Here is a 19,233-nt window from a genome sequence, read left to right as displayed (position 1 = left end):
TGCAGTGAACGGAATGTTCCCGGCGAGAGTGTGTTTGTCCCTGCGTACACCAGAGCGATTCATCCGTACGCGGGCGATCGTCTGGGTATGGTTCGTCTATCGACTCGCCACAAAGGGGGGCGAAATTCACGAATCTCGTCCCATACCATTTCGGAGAAGTCTCATGAAGTTGAGTTCGTTTGTCCTCGCGGGTTTCGCCTGCGCCACGGTGCTGAGCGCCGCGACCTCATTCGCGCAGGACAGCACCGTCGCCGCGTCCGGGCCCATCAAGAACGTCGTACTCGTTCACGGGCTGTTTGCAGATGGTTCGAGCTGGCAAAAAGTGATTCCGCTGCTGCAGGCCAAAGGCCTGCACGTCACGGCGGTGCAGAATCCGACGACCTCGCTCGACGCGGACGTGGATGCGGTCAAGCGAGCGCTTGCGCAACAGGATGGCCCGACGCTGCTGGTCGCGCACTCGTACGGCGGCATGGTGATCAGCCAGGCCGGCGACGATCCGAAGGTGGCCGGCCTTGTGTACATCGCTGCGCGGGCGCCAGATGCCGGCGAGGACTACCCGGCGTTGACGAAGAAATACCCGCCTGCACCTGCGTCGGCGGGCTTGCAGTGGTCAGCCGACGGTTACGGCAAACTCTCCGAGCAGGCCTTCGTGAATGACTTCGCCGGCGACCTGCCGAAGGCGGAAGCAGAGACGTACTACGCGGTTCAGCAGCCGATCGGCAAGGCGATCACGATGGCGAAGACCAGCGTCGCCGCGTGGCATGACAAGCCGACCTGGTATGCGGTGTCGACTGAAGACAGGACCATCAATTCGGATCTCGAGCGCTTCATGGCAAACCGCATGCACGCGCATACCATCGAACTCGAGTCGAGCCACGTGTCGCTGCTGTCGCATCCGACCGAGGTGGCGAACCTGATTCTCGAAGCGGCCGGTGTGCAGAAGTAACGCGGCGGGCACGTCGCCCGGGTATTGCCGGTCCGGGCCTCAGCACGCAAGTGCCGTCGGGCGAGGTCCGAACGGACCTTGAGCTGCCCGAACCACGCCAGGCTAGAACATGCGCAGTCAGGTGACGTTACCGAGGATTGCTGCCGCAAATACCAGCGTCGCCGCAGCGCCCACAACGAAGGCGAGCGTGCGGACGACTGGAATGCCGGCGGCGTAGACGACGTAGTGGACCAGTCGTGCAATGAAATAAAGTTTTGCCGCAAAGACGGTCGCCGGTGTGCTCACGCCGATTATCGCTGCGATGAGCACAAGAGGCGCGAAGACAGCCAGGTTCTCGATTGCATTGGCATGGGCGCGCCGTGCCCGTTCGGCCCAGGCGGGGTCCGGCGGAAGCGAAGGATCGGGGTTGCTCAGCGCCCCCATCAATCCGCGCGTCATGATTCTGGCGAGTGTGTATGGAACCCACATCAGGATCGTGGCCACGGCCACGAGTGTGAGGAAATAGAGTTCGGGGATGAGTTTCATTGCGTCGTGCTCCAGCGGATCGATTGTTCGGCCAATGCATCATCACGGCTGCATCGCTTCTCAGTCTAGCCGTCGCATCTGTCACGAGCTAGTGTTGCTAATGACATTAATAGACTCATTTGTGACATGAGACTCGCATTTTCGCGCTTGATGGGGTTTCGATACCGGCCTGACGGGGCTGACGGGTCTGCTGGACACCGCGCTAAAAGTCCGAATGGAGTAACGCAAATGACAGAAAATCTCCTGACAGGAAAGGAGTACGAAGTGAGCCGATTGTGCCTCTTTCTGTTTGATAGCTGGTGCGAACGAAGAAGTATCGTCCCCCTCGCGTATCTCATGCATGCGTGGCCCGTCCTGATCATGGATCAGTCTGGCGTAGGGCGGTTGGTGAGCGTCTTGCGGGAACTGCAGGCGTTTCATCCTGATGCCTTGACGCAGGACGAGCGCGTTGCAATCGAAGACGTGATGTCGATCTCCGTCGAGCTGGACCTGTAACGGACCCGTCATACGTCATGCCGGGCTGCCCGTACGTCATGGCGTGGCCTTTCCACGCCTGTTTGCGTCGCGGTTCGGCTATTGGTCGGCCGTTGACCAGCCAGGCGGCGTGTTCGGCGTCTTGCCGAGCATGACCCTGCCGAACACCTCCATGGTAGTCGTAGTGCAAATGGCGCCGTGAAGCCCTGCCACCCGCACATCGCGCCATAAGCGGCTTAGCGGGCTGCCGGCGTTGGCGATCGCGCCGCCCGAGGCTCCCGCCATCAGATCCACGGCTTCCCAGATCAGTTCGCTCGCGAATCCCGCATCGCGCCAGATGCGTATGCGTTGTTCGAGCGACATCGGCGCGGCGCCGGCGGCGATTGCTTCGAGCGCGTCGACCGAGCGGCGGAGTATGGCTTGCGCGGCATCGATCCTGGCCGACACTGTCGCGATTTGCACATGCGTGACGGCCGCTTCATCCTGCTTGTCATACGCCGTGAACGCGATGCCTCGCCTCGCGGTTCCTTCGGCAAACAGATCGAGCATGGCCATTGACATGCCCAGGGCTGGCAACACGAGGTTGGTGGCGAAGAACGGAAGAAATGGCGTACGGTATAACGGCACCTCACCAGTATGAGTACCGGCATGATCGTCGCTCAGGGGGTTGCGCAACACCGCAATCCGCGGGTTCGGGACGAACACGTTTTTCACGGTGACACTGGTACTCCCGCTGCCCCTCAGGCCGATCGTGTCCCAGTCGTTTAGCAATGTTATCTGCGAGATGGGAATCAGCGCGCAACCGCGACCGGTAATCCGACCCGCGTCGTCAAGGATAGGAATGCAAAGAATATCCCACTCCGCATGCGACACACCGCTGTTGAAAGCCCACGTCCCGTCTTCGATCACGACGCCACCCTCCACCCGACGCGTCTTCACCACGCTGCGCGGGCCCAGCACGCTTGCGATCCGGAACTTCCCGCTGGTTGCCTGGACCTCGTCGACAACATGCTGCGGATAGGACGACATCAGCATCCATGTGGCGGCTGCACGCAAGGCGACCACCCACGCGACCGACCCGTCACCCTGCCCAAGCTGCACTACCGCGTCCATCATTGTCCTGATCGAGCATTGCAGTCCGCCGTAAATCTTCGGCACCATCATGTCGAAAAGACGCGCACTTTCGAGCTCCTTGATAGTGGCGTCCGGCAGCTTCGCGAGCCTGTCGGTTTCGGCCGCACGCGAACGCAAGGCGGGTGCGAGCGATGCCGCGGCCGCTACGACGTCGACCTCGATGGAAGGCGACGTCTCGTCTCTGAAAATGTGCATGAGTAGTCCTGGAAGCAGGGTGGTGAACCGTGCAGCTCCAAACGTCGCCATTTCGAAAACGCGAATGCGCGGCAGTGAAGCGCTCTGGGATGAAAAGTCCCTATGCGGTAAACAGCCTGGGAACCGGTTTATTCCCTGGACTCTGAACCGGTCTCTCCGCATGCAAGGCGCGAGCGTGTGCGGCAGACACCGCTACACCGATCGTCCTCGAAGGGGCTGGAATATCTCGCTGCTGCGAACTGTTTTCGAATAGTGACCGAGTGACCCAGTGACCCGTGCCATCGCACGGACGGCTCGTATTCCGCCAATCCAACGGATGCTGCGGGCAGTGCTTCTTTACGACAGACGAGGAAACGCGATATGTGTGGAATTACAGGTTGGGTAGATTACGAGCGCAATCTCAACGATCGGAAGTCCATCATTGATGCGATGACCGAAACGATGGCATTGCGCGGCCCCGATGCGCAGGGTGTCTGGATCGATCGCCATGCAGCGCTCGGCCATCGCCGCCTCTCGGTGATCGATCTGAAAGGCGGTGCACAGCCGATGCAAGCGACATCGCAAGGCAAGCCCCTCGCTTGCCTGACCTACAGCGGCGAAGTGTATAACTTCGTCGAACTCCGTGAGGACCTGGTCAGACGGGGTCACTGTTTTGAAACGAAGAGCGATACGGAAGTCGTGTTGCTCAGCTATCTGGAGTGGGGCGAAGACTTCGTCGACCGGCTGGTCGGCATCTACGCGTTTGCCATCTGGGATACTCGCAAGCAGGAACTTCTGCTGGTTCGCGACCGCATGGGCGTCAAGCCGCTTTTCTACCAGCCGTTCGGGCACGGCGTCCTGTTCGGTTCTGAACCGAAAGCCATTCTTGCGCATCCCGACGTGTCGGCGCGAGTCGGGCTCGATGGCCTGCGCCTCGCGCTGACCAATATCGCCATCGCGGGCCGGGCAATCTACGAGGGCATGTACGAAGTCAAACCGGGACACGTCGTACGCGTCTCACGTGACGGCCTGTCGTCGCGCTGCTACTGGAAACTGGAAGCGCGCGAGCACGAAGACTCGCTCGACAAAACCGTCAAAACCGTGCGCGAACATGTCGAACGGATCATCCGGCAGCAGACGGTCGCTGATGTTCCGCTGTGCAGTCTGCTGTCGGGTGGCCTGGATTCGTCGTTCGTGACCGCAATGGCCGACCGTGTGCTGCGCGAACGCAATGGTGAAGCCGTGCGTTCGTATTCAGTGGATTTCACCGATCACGGTGTCGCGTTTGTCCCGGACGAACAACGCGCCACGTCGGATACGCCATTCGTCCGCGAGTTCGTGAAGCAGGTGCAGACGCATCATACCGAAGTGGTCCTCGACAACGCACAACTCGCAAGCAACACCGTGCGCCGCACGGTCATGAACGCGCTGGACCGCGGCTGGTCCGCAGGAGGCGACATGTATCCGTCTCTCTACCTGCTGTTCGCCGAGGTACGCAAGACCTCGACGGTTGCGCTGTCCGGCGAAGCCGCGGACGAGGTATTTGGCGGCTACCGCTGGTTCCACTCCCCTGAGACGGTCAACGCGGCAACTTTCCCATGGATGCCTGCCTTCCCGGGCCTGTTTTCCGTGTTGTCGCCGTCTGTCGCGAACGAGCTCAACCTCGCCGAATACGTGGCCGATTCCTATAGCCAGGCGATCAACGCCGTACCGGCTCTGCCTGGACAGAGCGGGCACGAGAAACGCATGCGGGAAATCTGTTTCGTCAACCTGACCAATTTTCTGCCGATCTTGCTGGACCGCAAGGATCGTATGAGTATGGCGGTGGGGCTCGAAGTGCGGGTGCCGTTCTGCGATCACGAACTGGTCCAGTATGTCTTCAACACGCCATGGAGCATGAAGACGTTCGACGGGCGCGAGAAGAGTCTGCTGCGGGCGGCCGCTGAAGGCATCGTGCCGAGGCAGATCCTGCAGCGCGTGAAGAGCCCGTATCCGGCGACGCAGGACCCCGCGTACGAGCGCGCCTTGCGGCTGTATATGCAGGACTTCATCTCGACGCCTTCAGAGCCGCTCAGGAAGGTATTTGACGACGCGGCGCTGCGTCGCCTGATCGACAAGCCGCTGGGAGTGACCAGTATCGGCTGGGAGCGCAGCGAAATCGATCACGCGCTCGCAGTCGGCAACTGGCTAAAGGAGTATGACGTGGCGTTGTCGGTGTGAGCGGCACGAGTTCCTTTGCCATATTCCTGAAATATAACCACACAGAGTCGTCTGGTTCATCAGGTTAGAGCGGATGGAAGGAATAAACACGTCTGGTGGGTGTTATGGATAGCGTAATTTCGTTGTCCAGTTCCGGCGCCCACGAGCTGAAGCTGCCGGCTCGACCGGCTAGCCCGAGGCCTACCTTCCACAATAAAAGTGCGGCAACTCAGGTGCGCGCAATGAGCGAATCAATCGGCTTTTACGGCAAGCTGCCGGATGCGGGCGGCTTCGTCCAGCAACACCTTTGCTCCGCCTTCGTGGCGGCCTGGGACCGTCATTTTCAGCGCGCCGTCGAAACGGCGCGCCACGAGCTGGGCGAGCAATGGTGCGCAGCCTGGGAGCGCGGCGAGGCATGGCGCTTCGTCCTGTCGCCGGGGGTCTGCGGCAGCAGCGCCTGGTGCGGCCTGACCGGCCCGTCCGTCGACTGTCTTGGCCGGGGCTTCCCAATGGTGCTGGCCGCACCTTGCGTGGGCGAGATCGGCAACATTCTTCGCGATGCCGCGTGGTTCGATTCACTTGAACGGGTCTATCTCGCCGCCCGTCACGACACGGTCAGCGTCGAGTCCTTTGCCGCCCAGGTGGCATCGTTACCGCGTCTGCGGAGCGGCACGACGGACGTAGCCGCGGTGTTGGGAGTGCCCGACGGCGAAGGTGAAGAGGGGCGGACGTCGCTGCCGCATGGCGGCGCGATGGTCATGCTGCTCGCCGACCTGTGGCGGCAGTCCGCCATGCAGGGCGGCACACGGTGTCTGTGGTGGACGCGTGGCGCGTCACGCATGCTCGCGACATGGGGCCTGCCGAACAGCTACGCCAGCCTCCTCGCTCCGCTGTCGGCGGACACGCAGGTCGGGTAGTCCGCTATCGGTGCGGAGCCGTAGCAGTGGCCGTAGAAGTGGCAGCGGTGAGCAACCCCGCGGTGAGCAACCGGAACTCGCCCCAGGGTGCTGACCTGTGATGTATGCGCCGCGAGCGGCGCCCGTCTTGACGCATCGAGAACGATTCCCTCGCGCGCGATGGTCGCTCCGCCGGCGCGTGGGTTGTCCGGTCGAGGCTGTCATTCTGGCAACACGTCATGGGCGGCCTTCATTCCGGACGTTCTGGTCGCGTCGCCGCGGCAAACCACAACGAGTGCCCCGAGCTTCGTGATCAATTCGATCAACGATAGCGCGAACCAGACCGGATAAAACGTCATGTCCGATGCGAAGCTCGAGACGATGACCGCAATGCTCATGCCGCAGAAGATGGCGAATACGAAGCGTGCCCACGCTACGCCGTGCAGCGTCAGCAACGCAACCAGTGCGGACAGGAGCGTCTCGATCAGAAGCAACGCAGCAGCGGTCGAGTTCTGGGCAGCAAGCAGTTCGAACGGAAGCTCAACGAACGCCCAAACAATCGTTGCTGCGACGATACAGCAGCCCGCGCGAGTCGGCGCGGTATCCGCAAGGGTGGTTTTCGGCAGGAAGTCGGGAAGCTTGGATAGTCGAAGCATATCGTTCTGAAATGAAGGAACCCAATCTATCGGTTAGGCAGGCCATGGCCAGACGGTCGCGATGCGCTTGCTTCATCTTCGCTTCGACTCGAAACCACCCGAATTTCCTGAGGTGCGAGTCACCGACCACGCGTTTCGAATGCATCTACCTAAACAGTTGGCACGTCGATCCTATTCCAGGCTTGCTGCGTTGATTTTCCCGTAGCCGACCCCACGCTGCGTCTGCACGTGAACGGGATGAAGGTTCGCTTAGTCGTCGAGGTTTTCGTGGACCGCTTCGGCGCCCTGTTTCCAGTAGGCGGCGGCACGAATGCGCGACTTGTCGACGCCGCGTTCGGTGCACAGGTGGTATCGCACCGCGCGCATCGTCGCTGCTTCGCCTGCGGCCCACACGTAACCTTCTCCCTCGGGTAGATAGGTGTCGCGGACTGCTTGCAGCAGCGCGTCGCCGCGGTAGGGCGATTCACTGCGATAGCGCCACACGGTGTGCACGTCGGCCTCAGTATCGAATTCGATGCGCGCCGACGGATCGGCCACTTCCAGCACGGTTGCCACGCGCGTGCCCTTGGGCAATTCCTGCAGGCGGCGGGCGATGGCCGGCAACGCGGTCTCGTCGCCGATCAGCAGATGCCAGTCGAAACCGGTGGGGATCACCAGCGAACCGCGCGGGCCGCCGATCCCGAGATATTGTCCGACCGAGGCCTGTGCCGCCCACGTGGCAGCCGGACCGGCTTCGTGCATCGCGAACTCGATATCCAGTTCGCGCGCCTCGCGATCGTAGCGGCGCGGCGTGAAATCGCGTGCGACCGGCCTCGACTGGCCCTCGGCGAACACCGGACCGTTCGGGCCGGCGCTCGGCAGAGCGGGTTTATCGGCACCCGGCTCAGGGAAAAACACCTTCATGTGATCGTCGAACGACGCTGAGACGAAGTCGTCAAGATCGTCGCCGGTGAAGGTGACGCGAATCAGATGCGGCGTGAGCGGTTGAACACGCTTGACTTGCAGCAAGCGGAATTTCAGAGGATGGCGTACGCGGCTGACCGCGAGATCGGACCTGTCTTGCATGTGTGTTCTCTCCAGTATGTTGGGTGACGGCGCGAGGCGACGACGTTGCAGCGGGAAATCTCAGAGCTCGTCGGCGCCGCTTTTGCCTTCGGTCGTACCTGCGTTGGTGCGTTCGTTTGTGCCTTCGATTTCCGCCGTGGCGCGTGCAAGGATCGCGGCAATCCGGCGCTGTTCGGCCGCCGGCGCGTTGTCACGCCGCAGCAGCGCATGCTTGAGCCCGCGCCGTGCTTCGATCAGTTCGGGCAGCCAGCCGCCTTCGGCCGGATCGAGGGGCTCTTCTCCAGCAAACGCACGGCGCACGGAATCCATCTTGCGGGCGATGTGGGTCAGTTTGGCGAGCATCAGTTCGACGCGTTCGCGGTTTTCGGTCAGATACTCGCGGCCCGCCTCGGCCAGGTTGTAGCGCTTGCGGTTGCCTTCGAGTTGCACCGTCACGTAACCCAGTTCTTCGAGGTAGGTCAGCGCGGGGTACACCATGCCGGGGCTCGGACTATAGAAGCCGTTCGAGCGCGTTTCGAGCGCCTTGATCAGTTCGTAGCCATGGCTCGGCTGGGCGTCCAGCAGGGCCAGCAGCAGCAATTGCAGATCGTCCGAGGTGAATTTGCGGCCGCGCGGAAAACCCTCGCCGTCCCCACCGCCGAAGCCGCCGGGTCCGCCCTGGAAGCGTCCGCCGCCGGGACCGCCGCGATGATGATGATGGCGGCCAATCGCATGCCAGAGCGCATGGAGCGAGAAGCGGTCCAGATGGGCGAAGCCGCGCGCGGCGCCGTCCATCCCGTCAAGACCGCGCTGAAAGTCGCTTTGTCCCCGTTCGCCGCGGCCATGTCCGTCATGGCCGCGCGAGCGGCCTTCGGCGTGATGATGATGGCGGCCAAAGGCGTGCCAAAGGGCATGCAGCGAAAAAAGGTCCGTAGAGGCAAAGCCGTGGCGCTCATGGCGGCGGCCATGATGTTGGGCATCGTGTGTGTGACGTGAGTGACGCATCGGGTACTCCATTATGTCTTAAGATGTGTCGTAAGATATATATCTAAAGATAGTCTGTCAAAGGGAAAATTCGGGGAACGATGGGACGGGGTGAGTTCGAAGCCGGGCGCTCCAAAGAGCGCGTCGCCGGCAAAAAGGGGTATGCGAGGGTGCTGACCGGAGGGGCCAGACGGGCGGAACACCGGAATAAGAAGGCGGCGGAGGGGGGGCGCGGACGGTTTGAGGGCTGTTCGCGCCCGGTTTTATTTGAGGCGGGAGGCGCTAGCGCAGGCGCACGCTTCAGCCCGCTTGAGGCCGCTCAGAAAATCGACCACCCGATGTGCGTCGTCAACCGTTCGTCATCTCGGCAAGCAGTGCGGCTATGCGAGTCACCACCTGCTTCCCGAAGGTACCCGGTCTTAGCGCCAGCCGAGGCCGGGTGCGACATGCGTAAGAATCGATTCGATAAGGTGCGCGCAATAGGCGACGCCCAACTGGTTGGGCACGGTGAGCAGCAAGGTATCGGCCGCGGCGATCGCCTCGTCCCTGGCCAGTTCAGCGATGAGGACGTCAGGTTCTGCGGCGTAGTTTCGGCCGAAGACCTTTCGAACATCGTCATCCAGAAAGCCGACCGTGTCGTTGCTCTGCGCGTTGCGGCCAAAATACATGCGGTCCTGCTCGTTCACGAGCGCGAAGATACTGCGGCTGACCGACACGCGCGGCTCTCGCGTATGGCCAGCCTCTTTCCAGGCGTCGCGGTAGGCGCGGATCTGTTCGGCTTGCTGGATATGAAGCGGGCGCCCCGTTTCGTCGTTCTTCAATGTCGAGGTCTGCAGGTTCATGCCCATCTGCGCGGCCCACACTGCTGTCGCGTCGGAGCCGGAGCCCCACCAGATGCGCTCGCGAAGTCCCGCGGAATGCGGTTCGATCCGCAGAAGCCCAGGCGGGTTGGGAAACATGGGTGTTGCATTCGGCTGTGCAAAACCTCTGCCTCGCAGCACTTCATAAAAAACTTCGGTATGGCGGCGCGCCAGGTCGGCGTGAGTCTCGCCCTCAACGGGCGCGTAGCCGAAATGGCGCCATCCGTCCATCACCTGCTCGCCGGAGCCTCGGCTGATGCCGAGTTGCAGGCGTCCGCCGGCAATCAGATCGGCTGCGCCTGCATCTTCGGCCATGTACAGCGGATTCTCGTAGCGCATGTCGATGACGGCCGTGCCGATTTCGATCCGGTTCGTTTTTGCGCCGACCGCTGCGAGTAGTGGAAAAGGGGATGCCAACTGCTGCGCGAAGTGATGGACCCGGAAAAAGGCTCCATCCGCGCCGAGTTCTTCGGCGGCGACCGCCAGTTCGATGGATTGCAGAAGCACATCAGCCGCCGACCGTGTCCGCGAATTCGCGGAATTGGTCCAGTGGCCAAACGAGAGAAAGCCAATCTTTTTCATAGAAACATCGGACGAGGGAGCGAATACACAGGGTAGCAGGGTGATTATGATCCGGCCGATGGTGCTCAGACTGAAAGCGCCACAAACATCACAAACATCACAGACGTCACACTCTTCGCATCCAGGCGTCGCGAGGCTGCGGTCTCGCAGCGCGGGTGCTGTCAGAAGATCGACCGTCCGCTAAGCGTAGTCAATTGTTCCAAGGCACGGGCGCCCGCCAGCGAATTTCCGTTCGGGTCGAGCCCCGGCGACCACACACAGACGGCCATTTCGCCCGGCAGCACCGCGACGATGCCGCCGCCCACGCCGCTTTTCGCGGGCAGGCCGACGCGAAACACGAAGTCGCCGGCGGCGTCGTAAGTGCCGCAGGTGAGCATCAGAGCCGACAGGCGTTTGGTCGAGCTCACGTCGAGGATGCGCTCGCCCGATACCGGCGCCACACCGCCGTTGGCAAGAAACAGCGCCGCCTGCGCCAGTTCGACGCAACTCATCGAAATCGCGCATTGCCGGCAATACGCGTCGACCACCGCATGGACGGGCATTTCCATATTGCCGAAGCTCGCCATGAAATGCGCCATCGCCTGATTGCGGTGCGCATGTTGCAACTCGGACTGCGCGACGCGCGAGTCGTAGTCGATCGACGCCTCGCCGGTCAGCCGCCGCATGAAGTCCACGAGCGCCGTCTCCGCCTGCACGAAGCGGCGGCACAGCACGTCGGTCACGACGAGCGCACCGGCGTTGATAAACGGATTGCGCGGCTTGCCCTGTTCGGCTTCCAGTTGCACCAGCGAATTGAACGGCGTGCCCGATGGCTCGCGGCCCACGCGTTTCCATAAGTCGTCGCCGAGCAGCCGGAACGCCATCGTGCAGGCGAACAGCTTCGAAATGCTCTGGATCGAGAAGCGCGTATCGGCTTCGCCAATCCGGAAGACTTCGCCGGCGGTCGTGACGAGGGCCATGCCGAAGCTGCTGGCGGGAATTTTCGCGAGTTCGGGAATGTAGTCGGCGACGCGGCCGCTGCCGAGGTACGGCTGCACATCGCGGTGAATCTGTTCGAGGATGCCTGAGTAGTTCATAAGCATGGACGAGCGTGGAAGCGGCGATTTTACTGGCAAGCGCCGACAAATGGCGGATGGACCGCGCTGACATGTGCCGTCGAATTGTCTATGCTAGTCTCGCTGCGGTTTGATACCAGACAGGCCAAAACGGACAAAACAATGGAAGCCGTCGATCCGGACACGGTCGAGCAAGACGTCGTCGTGCTGGCCCAGCGGCATGACATGCTGGACGAAGCCTGGCATACCCGCCGGCGCATCCGGCTGATCCACGCAAGCGATGGCGTGCTGACCGTGCACACGGAGTCGGGCCGCTGGGTCGTGCCGCCGCAACACGCCATGTGGGTACTGCCGGGCGTGTTGCACCGGCTGTGTTCGGCCGTACCGCTGCGCCTGCACACGCTGTATGCCGAACCGCAAGCCCTGCAAGCACCCGGACAGTGTGGCGTGGTCGTGTTCGACCGTCTCGCCGAAGAACTGCTGGTTGCGGCTGCGGGGCTTGCCGGGCACTACCCGCCCGACGGCCGCGAGGCACGGCTGGTGCGGGTTCTGCTCGACCGGCTGCCGGAGCTGGCCGCCGCGCCATTGGGACTGAAATACCCGCGCGATCCGCGTGTCCAGCAGATTGCCGGGACGTTGAGCGCGAACCCCGCCGAAGCGGGCATTCTGGACGAGCTGGCGCAGGCCGCAGGCGTCACCGGGCGCACAGCGGCACGACTTTTCGTGAGGGAAACCGGCCTGACTTTCGGTCAGTGGCGCCAGCAACTCAGGCTGCTAGCCGCGCTCGAACGTCTTGCCGGCGGCGCGAGCGTGACACAGGTGGCACTCGAAGTGGGCTATAACGACGTGTCGTCGTTTATCGCTGTTTTCAAAGACGCGTTCGGCGAAACGCCCGCGCGTTATTTTCGCTAGATGCGCTAGATGCGTCATGCGCGCTACGCGCGCTGCCTGCACTGGCTGCCGGACAACGGCAGCCAGAACCCGGGGGCGAACCGTTCAATGGGCGCCAGCCGCATCCGCGCCACCGCCGCCCTTCGAAGGACGCGTAATCCAGATCAGCGGAATGATCAGGATGAAGATGATGGCCGAGATGAAGAAGATGTCGTTCAGGCCCATCATCGCAGCTTGCGTATTCACCGTGAAATCGAACAGCGCATGCGCCGATTGCGTGTCCATATGCAGCAGCGACTGGGTCGAAGTCATCTGCTGGTTGAAGAGCGGATTATTGATGCTGGCTTGTTCCGTCAGCCGCTCATGATGCAGCACCGTGCGGTTATTCCACTCGTTGCCGGCGATCGACGTGCCCACCGCGCCGCAAAACACCCGCGCGAAGTTCGACAGACCGGCCGCCGCCGGAATCTTTTGCGGCGGCTGGCCGGACAGGATGATCGCCGTGAGCGGCACAAAGAACATGGCCATCGGAATGCCCTGCAGCAGCGTGGGTATCACCAGATGCCAGGTGTCGATCTCGATCACATATCTCGAGCGCATATAGAACACAATCGCAAAGCCGATAAAGGCGAGCGTCGCGATGATGCGCGCGTCCGAGCGCGGCAGGACGCGGCCCATCACCGGTGCGAGGATCACCGCGAACACGCCGAGCGGCGCGGTGACGAGGCCGGCGTCGACCGAACGGTAGTTCAGGTACTCCTGCATCCACTGCGGCAACAGCACCAGGTTGCCGAAGAACACGCCGTACGCGACCGAAATCGCAATCGTGCCGCCCAGAAAATTGCGTTGCGCGAAGAGCCGCAGATCGACGATCGGATTCTGTTCGGTCAGCTCCCACACGAGGAAGAACGCGAAGCTGATCACCGCGGTGATGCCCAGGATCACGATCACCGGCGAGGCAAACCAGTCGAGGTCCTTGCCCTTGTCGAGCATCACCTGCAGCGACGCCACCCACGTAATCAGCAACGCGAGTCCTACGATGTCGATAGGGGGCTTGCGCGTCGGCGTTTCGCGGGTGCGATAGATCATCCACGTGACGCCCGCCGCGAAAATGCCCACCGGAATGTTGATGTAGAAGATCCACGACCAGCTATAGCTGTCCGTGATCCAGCCGCCGAGCGCAGGTCCGGCAATCGGGCCGACGGTGGCGGTCATTGCCCATAACGCGAGCGCGGTGGACGATTTCTCCTTCGGATACGAACCGAGCAAAATGGCCTGCGAGAGCGGGATCAGCGGCCCGGCCACGGCGCCTTGCAGGACCCGCGCGACCAGCAGGATCGGCAAGGTGGGCGCGATGCCGCACAGCCACGACGACAGCACGAACATCAGGATGGCGCCCACGAACAGCTTCACCTGGCCGATGCGCTGCGTGAGCCAGCCGGTCAGCGGAATCGATACCGCGTTGGCCGCGGCGAACACGGTGATGACCCAGGTGCCTTCGTCGACCGACACGCCCAGGTTGCCCGAGATGGTCGGAATCGCGACGTTGGCGATCGACGTGTCGAGCACGTTCATGAAGGTGGCGAGCGCGACGGCGATGGTCGCCAGAACGAGTTGGCCGCCCTGCAGCGGCGGTGGAGGCGGCCGTGGGGACGAGGCTGGCGCAGGAGCAGACTGGCTCAATCGATTCTCCGGAGCGAAAACTTGAATGACGATGCGTGAGGCGAGACAGGTCGAATCATTGAAGGCCGGGGAGCTGGATCAGGAAGCCGCGATGATTGACGAAGGCCGCACTGTACGCCTCGCGCTGTGCCGCTGCGACCCGCACACGGCAGGCACTTGACGCATGCGCAGTGGGCGTAGGGCAGTAGTCGAAGGAAAGGCAAAAGGATACCTGCAATCGTGCGGCGGCGTGCCCGGCGTGCCCAATATCCCTGCATTCAGCAGCGGCAAAAAATCAGCTGCAAGCGTATCCTCGCGGCTGTGAACCGCACGCCGCCGCGCCGTCATGTCCGCGCGCCGTCAAAGCGGATATCGAACCAGATACGGGAACAGAAGGAAGGAATCTCTATGGCCTGGGAACAATTCGAACATGGCTGGCGTCTCGCGCCGCTGCAGGCACCCGTTGCTGCGCCGGCCACCGCACTGGTCGTGTTGCTGCATGGGGTGGGCAGCAACGCGCAGGACCTCTTGCCGCTTGCCGACGCGTGGAGCCAGACGTTGCCCGGCGTAGCCTTCACGTCGCTGGATGGCAGCGAGCGCTTCGACGGCGGCTTCGGCGGCCGTCAATGGTTCAGCCTGAGCGACATCAACGAGAGCAATCGCGAGGAACGCGTCGAACACGCCTACCCGGCGCTGCGTCGCATGATCGAAAGCGAGCTGGCATGGTGGCAGCTTTCTTTCGATAAGCTTTCGCTCGTCGGTTTTTCTCAAGGCTCGATCATGTCGCTGCATCACGTGGCGACGAGCGACGACGCGCTCGCCGCCGTGGTGGCTTATTCAGGGCGCCTCGCATCGGCCATCACGGCGCATACGCGCACACCCTTGACGCTCGTGCACGGCGTTGAGGATACGGTGGTTCCGGTTCACGAACTCGAGCGCGCGGCCCATGCATTCAGCGACGCGGGCTATGCGGTCGGGGCATTTGCACTGCCTGGCGTTGGTCATACGATTTCCGGCGACGGCATGGTGCTGGGACGCGACGCCCTGGTGCGCGCGTTCTCGCCGCCGCGTCCGTGACAAGAACGGAATGACAGGAACGGAATAGATGAAGTCGACCTAAAGAATCTGCTCTGCTTGCCGTTAATGGTTCATTAGCGTGAAAATCACGCGCGCCGCCTGATCCCGATGTGGCACCCGCCAGGGCGCGACATCCGATCCGGGCGGTCGGGGGAATCAACGCAACGCCCAACGGGGCGATAACGACATACACAGAGCCTTTCTATGGCCAGACCGAAGCCGCACCATCCGCTCTTTAGGGGCCTGTTCCGTCACACCGTGGCGGTCGATCTCGGCACGGCCAATACCCTGATCTATACCGACGACGGCGGCATCGTACTCAACCAGCCCTCGGTGGTCTGCTTTCAGAAGCACGTCGCCGCCGGCCAGAAGAGGGTTGCCGCAGTGGGCAGCGAAGCCAAGCAGCTACTCGGGCGCGCGCCCAATAATCTGGAGACCATCCGGCCCATGCGGCATGGCGTGATCGCCAATTTCTCCGCCGCGGAGCAGATGATCCGCCAGTTCGTCGATATGGCGCGCCCGCGCCAGCTCTTCGGCCGGCGTGCCGCATTCACCATTTGCGTCCCGGCAGGGGCCACCCAAGTCGAGCGCCGCGCCATCAAGGAGGCGGCTGTCGCAGCAGGGGCGTGGAAAGTCAGCCTGATCGGCGAATCGTTGGCATCGGCAGTGGGCGCGGGGCTGCCGGTGTCGTCGGCAACCGGTTCGATGGTTGTCGATATCGGCGGCGGCACCACCGAGGTGGGCGTGATCGCACTGGGCGGCGTGGTGTACAGCGGCTCGGTGCGCGTCGGCGGCGACCAGTTCGATTGCGCCATCGTCAACTATGTGCGCAATCTGTACGGTGTCGTACTCGGCGAGCAGACCGCCGAGCACGTCAAGAAGACCATCGGCTCGGCGATGCGCGACGTGCCGATGGAACGCATGAATGCCACCGGCCGCAGCGTCGACGACGGCTTGCCGCGCACGGTCGAGCTGAACAATCACGATATCGCCGATGCGATCGACGGCCCGCTGCGCCAGGTGATCGGCGCAGTGAAGGCGGCGCTCGAAAACGCCCCGGCCGAACTGGTGACCGACATCGCCGACAGCGGCATCGTCCTGACCGGCGGCGGCGCGTTGCTCGCCAATCTCAGCCGTCGTCTGACCGCGGAACTGGGTCTCGAAGTGCGGATTGCCGACGAGCCGCTGACCTGCGCGGTGCGCGGCGCCGGCGCGGCCGCGGAAGCCGGCCTGCTGGACGAACTGGTATTCGAATAGGCGCTGCGCCTGGCTGCGGGCCGCGGCGCTGTCACGCGACCTGTGTGACAATGGCGCCTTCATTCGCTGAGCCTGCAACACGAACGGTTGCACGGCGCCACTCGCTCCACTGCAACCTTGAAAACCGGTACGCGTTGCTGATGCGTGCCGCGTGTCCCCGAATCGACCGTGAATCATCCGACTTCCGTTGCCTCCCCCCTTTATCTCGAACTGGCGAGCGGCCTGCGCATGCCTTACGTGGTCGAAGGCGAGGGCGAACCGTTGCTGTTCGTGCACGGCTCGTTGTGCGACTACCGTTACTGGCAGCCGCAACTCGCCGGGCTGGCGAAGTCCTATCGCTGCGTGGCCGTGAGCCTCACGCATTACTGGCCGGTGACCGACACGCCCGCGGACATGCCGTTCAGCTGGAGCCGTCATGCGGACGAGGTGGGTGAATTCATCGAACGTTTTGGTGCCGGGCCGGCCCACGTGGTGGGTCATTCGCGCGGCGGCTGTGTGGCGTTTCATTTCGCGCGGCGCTATCCGCAGCTCCTGCGCAGCTTGACGCTCGCCGACCCGGGCGGCCCGCTGCAGATTGCCGGTCGTCCGGCGACCGCGCGGCTGCCGGAAACCGTGAACGCGTTGCGTGCCCGTGCCGCCCAGCTGATCGAAGAGGGTGACGTGGATGCAGGCCTGCAACTGTTCGTCGACTCGGTGAGCCGTCCGGGCTTCTGGGCGAAAAGCACGCACGCGTTTCGCACCATGGCGATCGACAACGCGCATACGCTTGCCCGCCAGTTCCGCGATCCGCTGCCCGCATATGTGGAGGAGGACGCGGCCGACGTCCGCTGCCCGGTCTTGCTGATCGACGGCGAGAAGAGCCCCGACATGTTCAAACGAGCCGCCGCCGCGCTTGCATCGTGGTTGCCGGACGCGCGTCGCGAGACGGTGCGCGGGGCATCGCACGGCATGAATCTCGCACACCCTGGTGCGTTTAATCGCTATATCGACGAATTCATTCGCAGTGTGACCACCCCGAATCAGGCGTGATGCGTTTGCATCACTGATGCGCGGTGCGCCTGTTGCGCTCAGGGCGCGCCTGGTGCCTGGCTTGCGCGTGAATGTTCGCGCTGGCTGGGTTCAGGCTGCGCTCAAGCTGCGCGAAGGCCTGGGGCTTAGCCCTTGCGATGCGCGTCGGCGTCGAGCTGCTGTTCGGCTGCTTCACCGACGAGGCCGTGATAGTACAAATGCACGCCGATCGCGAGCGAGTCGTTACGGATTTCCTGGAATGCGCGCCATGCCTTAACGGGATCCTTGAAGATCAGATAGTGCGCTTCTTCGGCGATCAGGCGTGCCACCCGATGCAGGCCATGGCTATGCAGCTTTGCGACCAGCGCGTCGAGACTGTGATGCGTGCGTGCGTCCGTGCGCGGATAGAGCATATGCAGCACAGCGACGTTTTGCGTCTTCAGTGCCGCCGACAACGCCACCACAATGTCCTGATGGTTCAGCGCGGTGACGATGCTGTCTTCGGTGTGGTTGTGATCCGGAAACAGCGTTTCAAGCGAGGCGTTCATCTGGTAGTCCTGTGTTTCTGTACTGACAATGAGCCGGATAAAAAAGCCCGCCGCTAAACGGCGGGCCAAAACAGCGATGTGTGTTGCAGGGGAAGCAATACACGCAAGCAGTATCTCAGAGGGCGCGCTTTTCTGCTGCCTGGCCACAGCAAAACATTGTTGCATTAATCAGGTGCCTTTCATTTGGCTGGCGGCGCGTTGATGTTTTACGCGGCAATCAAGGTATGAGATCTGACGCATCAAGCGACGATTCAAACGCGGTCTGCAACGAATGTTGCTTGGGTCGAGATGGATTGTTGTGGCCAATCGTCGCAATCAATGGACGTCTGGGCCGTAAAATGCGTAGCTGAAGCCGGAGCATGTCGAGTAACGGCAGGACGGAAGCGCCTGAGCGCAGAATGAAGCCGCGCCTCGCAACTGAATCCCTCCTCTAAAAGGCACTCGTGGTCCGGCACGTGTGCGATGTGATAGTGAAAGGAAAGCGCAGATGAATGACTCGAAGACACACGCAACGCTGAAGTTTTCAGACAGCGACCAGACGATTGATTTGCCGATCTACAAGGGCACGCTGGGCCCGGATGTGATCGACATTCGCAAGCTTTATGGCCAGACCGGCAAGTTCACGTACGACCCGGGCTTTATGTCCACGGCCGCCTGCAACTCGGCCATTACCTACATTGACGGCGACAAGGGCGAGCTGCTGTACCGCGGCTACCCGATCGACAATCTCGCGCAGAACGCCGACTTCCTCGAGTCCTGCTATCTGCTGCTCAAGGGCGAACTGCCGAATGCGCAGCAGAAGGAAGAATTCGTGAAGACCGTCACGCAGCACACGATGGTGCACGAGCAGATGCATTTCTTCTTCCGTGGCTTCCGTCGTGACGCACACCCGATGGCCATCCTGGTCGCGGCGGTGGGCGCGCTGTCGGCGTTCTATCACGACTCGCTCGACATCACTAACCCTGAGCACCGCGAAGTCTCGGCGATCCGTATGATCGCCAAGCTGCCGACGCTGGTGGCAATGGCGTACAAGTACACGGTGGGACAGCCGTTCGTTTATCCGAAGAACGATCTGTCGTACAGCGCGAACTTCATGCGCATGATGTTCGCGAACCCGGCTGAAGAGTACAAGGTCAACGACGTGCTGGTGCGCGCCCTCGACCGTATCCTGATCCTGCACGCCGACCACGAACAGAATGCGTCGACCTCGACGGTGCGTCTGGCCGGTTCGTCGGGCGCGAATCCGTTTGCGTGTATCGCC

General features: G+C 62.4%; 18 protein-coding genes. 9 read left to right on the top strand and 9 right to left on the bottom strand.

Annotated features, from left to right (window positions below; translation table 11 throughout):
* Positions 1-163: 163 nt before the first annotated feature.
* The gene (locus VGH41_RS18360; protein WP_331598943.1) at positions 164-946 is read left to right on the top strand and encodes an alpha/beta hydrolase; all 783 of its coding nucleotides are present in this window, start codon (positions 164-166) and stop codon (positions 944-946) included.
* A gap of 117 nt (positions 947-1,063) precedes the next feature.
* Here the strand turns inward: VGH41_RS18360 and VGH41_RS18355 are convergent, their stop codons facing one another.
* Positions 1,064-1,471: an MAPEG family protein gene (locus VGH41_RS18355; protein ID WP_331598942.1), complete on the bottom strand. Its 408-nt coding sequence runs from the start codon at positions 1,469-1,471 to the stop codon at positions 1,064-1,066.
* A 228-nt stretch (positions 1,472-1,699) separates the two neighbouring features.
* Here VGH41_RS18355 and VGH41_RS18350 point away from each other — a divergent pair, with 228 nt between their 5' ends.
* Positions 1,700-1,966, top strand: coding sequence for a hypothetical protein (locus VGH41_RS18350; protein WP_331598941.1), 267 nt, complete (start codon positions 1,700-1,702; stop codon positions 1,964-1,966).
* Between the two features lie 78 nt (positions 1,967-2,044).
* Here VGH41_RS18350 and VGH41_RS18345 read toward each other — a convergent pair whose 3' ends face one another.
* Positions 2,045-3,274 carry an acyl-CoA dehydrogenase family protein gene (locus tag VGH41_RS18345; protein WP_331598940.1) on the bottom strand — a complete coding sequence of 410 codons (1,230 nt, stop codon included), beginning with the start codon at positions 3,272-3,274 and terminating at the stop codon, positions 2,045-2,047.
* 360 nt (positions 3,275-3,634) lie between these two features.
* Here VGH41_RS18345 and asnB point away from each other — a divergent pair, with 360 nt between their 5' ends.
* Together asnB and tagF are read left to right on the top strand one after the other, a co-directional pair.
* Entirely contained in the window at positions 3,635-5,473 is a 1,839-nt protein-coding gene (gene asnB / locus VGH41_RS18340) for an asparagine synthase (glutamine-hydrolyzing) (protein ID WP_331598939.1), read from the top strand.
* Between the two features lie 221 nt (positions 5,474-5,694).
* Positions 5,695-6,369, top strand: coding sequence for a type VI secretion system-associated protein TagF (gene tagF, locus VGH41_RS18335; protein ID WP_331598938.1), 675 nt, complete (start codon positions 5,695-5,697; stop codon positions 6,367-6,369).
* Positions 6,370-6,569: 200 nt separating this feature from the next.
* Here tagF and VGH41_RS18330 read toward each other — a convergent pair whose 3' ends face one another.
* The 5 genes from VGH41_RS18330 to VGH41_RS18305 all read right to left on the bottom strand — a co-directional run bounded on the left by VGH41_RS18330 (position 6,570) and on the right by VGH41_RS18305 (position 11,550).
* Complete coding sequence (locus VGH41_RS18330) at positions 6,570-7,004, bottom strand: hypothetical protein (protein WP_331598937.1); 435 nt, start codon at positions 7,002-7,004, stop codon at positions 6,570-6,572.
* A gap of 249 nt (positions 7,005-7,253) precedes the next feature.
* Positions 7,254-8,069 carry a siderophore-interacting protein gene (locus tag VGH41_RS18325; protein WP_331598936.1) on the bottom strand — a complete coding sequence of 272 codons (816 nt, stop codon included), beginning with the start codon at positions 8,067-8,069 and terminating at the stop codon, positions 7,254-7,256.
* Between the two features lie 60 nt (positions 8,070-8,129).
* On the bottom strand, positions 8,130-9,053 hold the full coding sequence (locus VGH41_RS18320; protein WP_414696680.1) for a PadR family transcriptional regulator: 924 nt from the start codon (positions 9,051-9,053) through the stop codon (positions 8,130-8,132).
* A gap of 398 nt (positions 9,054-9,451) precedes the next feature.
* Positions 9,452-10,474, bottom strand: coding sequence for an LLM class flavin-dependent oxidoreductase (locus VGH41_RS18310; protein WP_331598933.1), 1,023 nt, complete (start codon positions 10,472-10,474; stop codon positions 9,452-9,454).
* A 161-nt stretch (positions 10,475-10,635) separates the two neighbouring features.
* Positions 10,636-11,550 carry a glutaminase gene (locus VGH41_RS18305; protein WP_331599018.1) on the bottom strand — a complete coding sequence of 305 codons (915 nt, stop codon included), beginning with the start codon at positions 11,548-11,550 and terminating at the stop codon, positions 10,636-10,638.
* Between the two features lie 141 nt (positions 11,551-11,691).
* Here VGH41_RS18305 and VGH41_RS18300 point away from each other — a divergent pair, with 141 nt between their 5' ends.
* Positions 11,692-12,441, top strand: a complete 750-nt coding sequence (locus VGH41_RS18300; RefSeq protein WP_331598931.1) for a helix-turn-helix transcriptional regulator — start codon at positions 11,692-11,694, stop codon at positions 12,439-12,441.
* A gap of 84 nt (positions 12,442-12,525) precedes the next feature.
* Here the strand turns inward: VGH41_RS18300 and VGH41_RS18295 are convergent, their stop codons facing one another.
* A complete protein-coding gene (locus VGH41_RS18295) occupies positions 12,526-14,103 on the bottom strand; it encodes a DHA2 family efflux MFS transporter permease subunit (RefSeq protein WP_331598930.1) in 1,578 nt (525 codons plus the stop codon).
* Positions 14,104-14,490: 387 nt separating this feature from the next.
* Between VGH41_RS18295 and VGH41_RS18290 the strand changes: the two genes are divergently transcribed.
* From VGH41_RS18290 to VGH41_RS18280, 3 genes are all read left to right on the top strand, one after another.
* Positions 14,491-15,159, top strand: a complete 669-nt coding sequence (locus VGH41_RS18290) for an alpha/beta hydrolase (RefSeq protein WP_331598929.1) — start codon at positions 14,491-14,493, stop codon at positions 15,157-15,159.
* Between the two features lie 204 nt (positions 15,160-15,363).
* Positions 15,364-16,416 (top strand): rod shape-determining protein, encoded by a 1,053-nt coding sequence (locus VGH41_RS18285; protein ID WP_331598928.1) that lies wholly within the window; start codon positions 15,364-15,366, stop codon positions 16,414-16,416.
* A 228-nt stretch (positions 16,417-16,644) separates the two neighbouring features.
* Positions 16,645-17,445 (top strand): alpha/beta hydrolase, encoded by an 801-nt coding sequence (locus VGH41_RS18280; protein ID WP_331599017.1) that lies wholly within the window; start codon positions 16,645-16,647, stop codon positions 17,443-17,445.
* Between the two features lie 125 nt (positions 17,446-17,570).
* On the opposite strand, the gene VGH41_RS18275 is transcribed toward VGH41_RS18280, so the two are convergent.
* Positions 17,571-17,972, bottom strand: coding sequence for a hypothetical protein (locus VGH41_RS18275; protein WP_331598927.1), 402 nt, complete (start codon positions 17,970-17,972; stop codon positions 17,571-17,573).
* A 487-nt stretch (positions 17,973-18,459) separates the two neighbouring features.
* On the opposite strand from VGH41_RS18275, the gene VGH41_RS18270 reads away from it, so the two are divergent.
* On the top strand, positions 18,460-19,233 hold a 774-nt coding region (locus VGH41_RS18270; RefSeq protein ID WP_331598926.1), incomplete at its 3' end, for a citrate/2-methylcitrate synthase.

This window comes from Paraburkholderia sp., assembly GCF_036488795.1.
Classification (GTDB): Bacteria; Pseudomonadota; Gammaproteobacteria; order Burkholderiales; family Burkholderiaceae; genus Paraburkholderia.
This window is presented reverse-complemented; position numbering and strand designations above follow the sequence as displayed.